Below are 7,220 nucleotides of genomic sequence, written 5' to 3' on the forward strand. Positions count from 1 at the left end.
AGCGATGCGTATCAGCGCCGCCCGAAAGGCCGGCTCGTCGGCCAGCTCGTAGACCGCGGCACGCTCAGCAGCACACAGCTGCTCGATGTGCTTCTCGACGTCGTCGCCGGTGTCGACTTCGGCATAGCGCCAGGGCACGACAGGATCGGCAGGGATGACTTGCACCGGCTCGTCGAACTGGTCACAGAATCGGGCCGCCAGGTTGGGATGCCGGGTGACCACTGTTTGCAGCGCATCGCGCAGCCGGTGCTGATCCAGCGGACCGGTGATGGAGATATCCAGCTGCACCGCATAGACATCGTCTCCGCCGCCCTGGGAGCTGCTGGCGTGAAACAGCAGCCCCTGCTGCAGCGGGGTCAACGGCAAAACATCAACGAGCCGGTATTGCCGGTAGAGCTCTTCGATTTGGTGCTGGCTGAGCCTTGCCGGCGCAATGTCGGAGGGGGTCAATCCGCCACCACCAGCGCGCACGTGCGCGCAGATACCGCCCAACGCCTCGAACCACAATTGGCTCAGCCGACTAACTTGGTTCTGATCCAACGCCGAGGCCGCCCATGTCCAGGTGGCGTGCAGCTGAGGGCCGGAGTCGGTGTCGACCGTGCCGGCGTTGAGCTCCACCGTGTGGGCCAACGGCATGGGGATCGCCGCTGCGGCACCGATAAGCGACCAGGTCTGTTCGCTGATCCGCCAATGGTCGCTGGCGACATCGCCGGCCGAGTCACCGAGGCGCCCCAGATAGTTGAACCCGATCAGCGGATCCGAGAGGTCCAGCTCGACCGCGGGGTTCAAATAGCGCAACAGGCCGTAGGTCAGGGGATCCGGGAGGGCGCGCAGCTGTTCTTTGGCGTCTTTGATCAGCGCCCCCAAACCCGCCTCTCCGGCCGTCAGCCGCGCCCAGTCCAACTTGTCTACCGTCAACGACACCGGGTATTTGGTCGTGAACCAGCCCACTGTGCGCGAAAGATCAAGGCCGGCGGCCACCTCCTCGTGGCGGCCGTGGCCCTCGACGTCGATGCCGATCGGGGCGTCGGGGTTGCCCACAAACTCGGCTACCGCCAAGGCGAACCCGATAAGCAAGATGTCGTGAATGCCGGCATGAAACGCCGCTGGCACTTCACCCAACAGGATCCGGGTGGTATCCACGTCCAGCGACGCCGACAGGAATCCGGCGTTGGCGTAGGTGTCGACTTCTGGGCGCATCGCAGGCAGCGCCGCTGGGGCCGCCGCCAGCTGCCGCCATTTGGCGGCCTGCTCCTCTACTTCCGGGCGGCGCGCATGCTCACCCAACAGCGCCGCCCATCGGGCAAACGACGTACCGGTCGCCGGCAACACCACCGGCTGCCCGCCGTGACGCTGGGTCCACGCGGTGTTGAAGTCGTCTACGAGGATCCGCCACGAAACCCCGTCGACAGCCAGATGGTGAACGATCAGCACGAGCTGGCTGGTGGAGGTCACCCATAACCCGCTGAACATCAGCCCGGCGTCTGGGTTCAGCTGTGACCGGGCGCTTACCAGCGCCTCATCGGAGAGCGCGGCCACGGCTTGCAGGCGACCGCGGGCATCAACCGACCCGACCTCGGCCACTTGCAACGACCACCCACCAGTGCCGTCGTCCTCGACGCGCGCCCGCAGCATCCCGTGCCGATCCACCAATGCCTGCAGCATGACCGCCACATCCGCCTCGGTCACTCCAGCGGGTGCCTGCAGCAGCACCGTCTGGTTGAACTGCTGCGTCGGGCCTTCGACACTGTTCAGCCAGCGCATGATCGGGGTGGCCGCCACCGACCCCACACCGTCATCGACCGGGCCGCCGGCCGCGTCGACCAGCCCGGCCACCTGGGCCAGCCCGGCCACCGTCTGCTCCACGAAGATGTCGCGCGGCCGACACATCAGGCCGGCAGCGCGCGCCCGCGAGGCCACCTGCATCGACAAGATGCTGTCTCCGCCGAGCTCGAAGAAAGAGTCGTCGACCCCGACCCGCTCCAGCCCCAGTACCTCGGCGAAGATGCCGGCCAGCAGCTCCTCCACGGCGTTGGCCGGAGCGCGGTACCGATCAGAGGCGGCGTATTCCGGTGCAGGCAGGGCCCGTTTGTCGAGCTTGCCGTTAACCGTCAGCGGCAGGGCATCCAACACCACAACCGCCGTTGGGACCATGTACTCGGGCAGCCGCTCGCTAAGCGCAGCACGGATTTCGGTCGGGTCGGCGGTGCCGCTGACATAGCCCACCAGGCGCTTGTCGCCAGGGCGGTCCTCACGGACGAGCACCACCGCCTGATCCACCCCATCTAGGCTGGCCAGCGTCGCCTGGATTTCGCCGAGCTCCATGCGATACCCGCGGACCTTGACCTGCTCATCGGCGCGCCCCAGATAGTCCAGCTGCCCATCGGCGCGCCAGCGCACCAGATCCCCGGTGCGATACATACGTGTTCCTGGTGCTCCCGCGCCGCCGAATGGGCAGGCGACAAAGCGGGACGCGGTCAAACCGGCTCGGCGCACGTACCCGTGCGCCACGCCGCGACCGGCAACATACAACTCACCAACGACGCCGGCCGGTACCGGGCGCAGCCACGCATCGAGCACAAACAACGCGGCGCCTGCCACCGGCGAGCCGATCGGTGGCGTACCGGATCGCGGGGACAGCGGTGCGCTGATCGACACATCGATCGTGGTTTCGGTGGGCCCGTAGGCGTTGATCATCACCCGCCCGGACGCCCAGCGGTCCACCAGTTCGGCTGGGCAGGCCTCGCCGCCCACCACCAACGCCACCGACTCCAACCCCTGCGGGGAGAGCGCTCCCGCCGCAGACGGAGTCTGGGTCAGCACGTCGACGTGCTCACCCACCAGCAAGGCGTTCAGGTCTTCCGATGAGGCCGCGGCCGCTTCGGGCACCACCACGAGTCGCCCACCGTGGAAAAGGGCACCCCAGATCTCGCGAACCGAGGCGTCGAAAGCGTACGAATGCCACTGCGTCGACACCTTCGCCGGCCCTGGCGCTGTCAGCCCCGCATCCAGTGATTCGAGGAGCTGAGTCACGTTGTGGTGGCTTATCGCTACACCCTTGGGGACACCGGTGGTGCCAGAGGTGTAGATGATGTAGGCGATGTTGTCTGGACTTGGCGCGGGTAGTGCGGTGCTGGGCTGGGAGTCGACGGCGGGGTCCTCGACATCGATGACCGCCAAATCATGGCCAGCCAGCCGCGGGCGCAGCCCGCTGCTGGTGATTGCGGCCATAGGCGTGGCATCGGCGAGCATGAAGCCGATCCGTGCCGACGGCAGTGCCGGGTCGATCGGCAGATAGGCCGCCCCGGTTTTGAGCACCGCCAGGATCGCAACGATCGCCTCGGCTGAACGCGAGAACAGCAGCGCCACACACTCACCCGGGCCCGCGCCCCCTGCGGCCAGCAGGTGCGCTAACCGGTTGGATGCCTCATCCAGCTCGCGATAGGTCATGCTGCGACCTTGGGAGGTGACCGCCACCGCCTCGGGAGTGCGCCCGACTTGGGCGGCGAACAATTCCGTAATGGACACCGGTGTTGCCGGCTGGGTCAAGACCGCCTGATTCCCCCAGGCCGCCAGCTCAGCAGTGTCGTCCTCGCCGAGCGGGTCCACCGACGACAATGGCCGCCCCGGATCCGCCGCCATCGCCAACAGGACTTGCTGCAACCGTCGGGCTAGATCGGAGACATCAAAATTCGACAGCGGCTGCCCAGCACCCGCGGTGCTCAAAGAGAGCCGACCGTCCGCGCTCAAGAAAAAGAATCCAAAGTGGTCTACGCGCCCGATCCCAGTAACCACCCCGGATGCAGCGGCATCCCCGAAGGGCAGAAGAGTGATCGAAGGGATGAAGTTGACACCGATCCTGTCGCGTGCCAGCCGAGGCCGGTCGGGCCGAGCTTTGCGTTCAAGGACGTGTACTGGGAACCTCTGATGCTGCACGGCTTCGCGTATGCGTGTGTCCACGTGCGCACAAAAATCGGCGACCGTAGTGCCAGGGGAAACGGTCACCACCAGTGGTACAACGCCGGAAACCAGTCCAGGAAAGGTCGCCGATTCCGCGCTTGTTCGCCGACTGACGGGGAAGTTAAGCACTACCTCTGAGCCCTCAGCGCACCATCCTCGCGCCAACAGAGCACAGGCCGCGGTGATCACCGACGACCGCCGCATATTCAACGCGGTAGACAACTCATGGACCCGGTCGACGACCGCGGGGTCTAATTGAACTGGGTCAGAAACCGAACTCGAATCGCGCCCGTCCGCTGATTCTGAACGACCATAATATGAAGTGCTTTCCGGCGGAAGATTCGCACTCCAATATGCTAAGTCCTCGTTGTAATCTTTCGATGCCTCGTATTCGGCGTCACGGTCTACCATTTCCCGCAGGGAGCCAAAAAAAGCAGGAGGCATGGGTGTGCCGGAAACAAAGGCGGAGTAAACTGCGGCGACTCGGTTGGCAAAAAGAGCAATTCCGAAGCCGTCAGTTACTAGATGGTGAACGCACAAGAACCAGTAGAATTCGTCCGCCCCCGTGCGAAATAGCGCAAATTTGAACAGGGGCCCTGTTGGCGGCATCGGCGTGCGCCGGATCGATTCTGCTCGTCGGTAGGCTTCCTGGACGGGCTTCTCTGAGTCTCTGAGATCGCTGACGGGAAGTTCGACCTCCGGGTCGGGTATCGCCCGTTGGAAGACTTGGCCATCTGCTTCGAATATGCCGGCCCTGATTGGTTCGGCCTCGGCCACCACGTGCCGGATCGCCTGTTTAAGTACATCCGGCTTTATCGCACCCTCGATTACGACGAATGCGACGATGTGCCAGTCTGCATCTAAGTGACCGGATTCCTGTGCCAGCCATATGTCGAGCTGTCCGCGCGTAAGCGGAAGCGCCCTATCATCAAGTTCCATCGGAATCCCTGAAACCACACGGCCTAGCTGTCAGAAGCACGGCCGTGCGCCAGTCTGTCGCGCAGACTCTTCGGCCGTATATCCGTCCAGTTCTGTTCGATGTACTCCATACATCCAGCGCGGTTCGCTTCGCCGTAAACTACCCGCCACCCGGCTGGAACATCGGCGAAGGTGGGCCATAGACTGTGTTGCTCCTCGTCGTTGACCAAGACGAAAAAGATGCCATTCTCGTCGTCGAACGGATTGACGGTCACTAGTTCCCCAAGGCCATTGGTATTTACACGAGTACAACAGTGCCGAACTGTACAGGAGTCTAACGAGGCTGGCGGGGCCTTTCAAAATCTTTGTGGGTGTGAGCCAACGCACAACACAGGTGCTCGATCATGGTGGAACCGGTCCCCTTGCATACGACTATCGGCGCTGTGACCTGCAGTGACCTTGAGCTTCGCTTCAATTCGCTACGGCGTAGTTAGCACTCGATGCGAGCAAGTGAAAATTTCGGTGTGACACCTGTGACAAATGAGTTCTTTCGCTGCCACACAAAATCGCCGAGATATGCGGGTGGCTGCAGACGTCCGCCTTGACCCTGGTTGCTAATTCACGGCCGCTCGAGATACGTGCCGGTAAGCGAGAAGTCGTTCAAGGTGCGCGAAATGTCTTCTCGCAAGGAGTCGTTCGAGTTGGTATGGCCTGGTTGATAAGCGGTGACCGAGACAAAGATATGCCTGTTCGCTCGTCCTGAAAGCAGGAACTGCAGTCCACCTGACCCGTCCATCATCGCCTTGGTCACGCCTCGGTAGAGCCACTTCATAGCGAAGCGGTCAGCGTCTGTGCCGTCTGGCCGGCTAGCGGCGGGGTTAACCACACCAAGGTTGGATGAGACGACGCCAGTGGCATTGCCGCCGCCAACCCTGAGGAGAAACCGCTCAGGCACCAGGGCTAGCAGGGGAACGATAGCCATCGCTGCCTGCTCTTCATCGGGCGCTTCTCGGTGGCGAATCAGCGTTTGTTTGATTGCGGCACGGATCTCGCGCAAGTCCGTCGTCGCAGATGAAGGGTCGACAATGACATCGACATTGGTAACCGCATTGGCGCGAGTATCACCTTCGGCCCGCTGGTTCACCGGCATTCGGACAACAACTGAGCCGTCTGCGCTGGCCCGCCCCCTTCGGTGGGCCAGGCGGGCCGCCAGTCCGACAAGCAGCGCGTTGCTGGTGCCGCCGAGCGCGTGTGCTCGGGTGTCCCACTCGTCGGCGTCGACGAAGATTGTCGCCATTGGAAGCGTGATTGGGTTGTCGGCGCCGGCGGACAGCGCAGGAGGAGGAGTGGCAGCTTCGGGATTGCCGCGGCGACGCTTGGCGACCCGTGCCGCCGTGACCACGGCGCGGCCGATTGCAGGGGCGTCGCGCACGGTTTGGCGGGCATCTTCACGGACGGCCTGCCACCGCGTGCGCGATCCGGCGGCAGGCCAGCTGATCGGGTCGTGGCGGCCACACGCCGCATCCGCCAGCGCCTCGGACAACCCAACGCCGTCGGTGAGGCAATGGGAGATCAGCAAACTCACCCCAGCACCGCCGTTACTGAATGGGAGCGCGGCAAGGTGCCAACCTGGGCCATCCTCAGGATCGATTGGCGTGTCGGCCTGCTCGCTGAGCCAGGTGCCGAATTCCTCGCGCGGCCGGGCGGACGCGACGATCTCAATATTGGGTGCGCCGGTGGGTGACGTCCAGCGGTGACGGCCGAACCGCAATGGTGAGCGTTCGATGCGGCGGGCCAACCGCCCGCACTTGAGATGGTCATGGAACTGCCGCAGACCGTCGATATCGATCGCGCGGTTGTACAACCAGACACACTGCAGCAGGCAGGTGCCTGCTACTTGCCCTATGAAAAACGCGGTCTGGTCTTGTGGATCGAGTACGTTGTCCATTTTTTTCTACCGTACTTCTCGGTTATGCGCGGCAGGCGGTTTCATGCTCGGGTTACGACCACACCGCGGTCTTTCAGCGGTGTCGGCGCCGAGATGTTGCGGCGCGACAAGCGATCTCGTCGACGGGTACCGAGGCGACTTGGCGGAGGTGCTGGCGCTTGCCGCTCCAACGGCTCGGACTCGCTGATCAGCCGACATGCCGCAGGCGGGCGAAATCTTCGACGAGATCAGCGGCGGTGGTGACGCTTTGGGCCGGTGTGGTCATTTGGGAAGCGATCTGGCGGGCTCGGGCGGCGTAGTCGGGGGTCAGAATCGTGCGCAGATCGGCCACCAGAGATTGCTGGGTCGTGGTGGAAAAGCGTCGGGCAGTGCCGACCTGCAGCCGTTTGACCCG

3 protein-coding genes and 1 pseudogene are annotated in these 7,220 nt (G+C 63.8%); all 4 read right to left on the bottom strand.

Translation table 11 applies throughout. The features are described 5' to 3' along the window. A partial coding sequence (locus tag VFA16_RS09410; RefSeq protein WP_324967552.1) for a non-ribosomal peptide synthetase occupies positions 1–4,899 on the bottom strand: 4,899 nt, incomplete at its 3' end. A gap of 23 nt (positions 4,900–4,922) precedes the next feature. After that, positions 4,923–5,153, bottom strand: a complete 231-nt coding sequence (locus VFA16_RS09415) for an MbtH family protein (protein ID WP_324967553.1) — start codon at positions 5,151–5,153, stop codon at positions 4,923–4,925. Between the two features lie 344 nt (positions 5,154–5,497). Further along, positions 5,498–6,826, bottom strand: coding sequence for a hypothetical protein (locus tag VFA16_RS09420; RefSeq protein WP_324967554.1), 1,329 nt, complete (start codon positions 6,824–6,826; stop codon positions 5,498–5,500). Positions 6,827–7,013: 187 nt separating this feature from the next. Beyond that, positions 7,014–7,220: pseudogene (locus VFA16_RS09425) on the bottom strand (glycosyl transferase family 1); the annotation flags it as partial.

It is taken from the genome of Mycobacterium sp. (genome assembly GCF_035653355.1).
In the GTDB taxonomy this organism is placed as follows: domain Bacteria; phylum Actinomycetota; class Actinomycetes; order Mycobacteriales; family Mycobacteriaceae; genus Mycobacterium.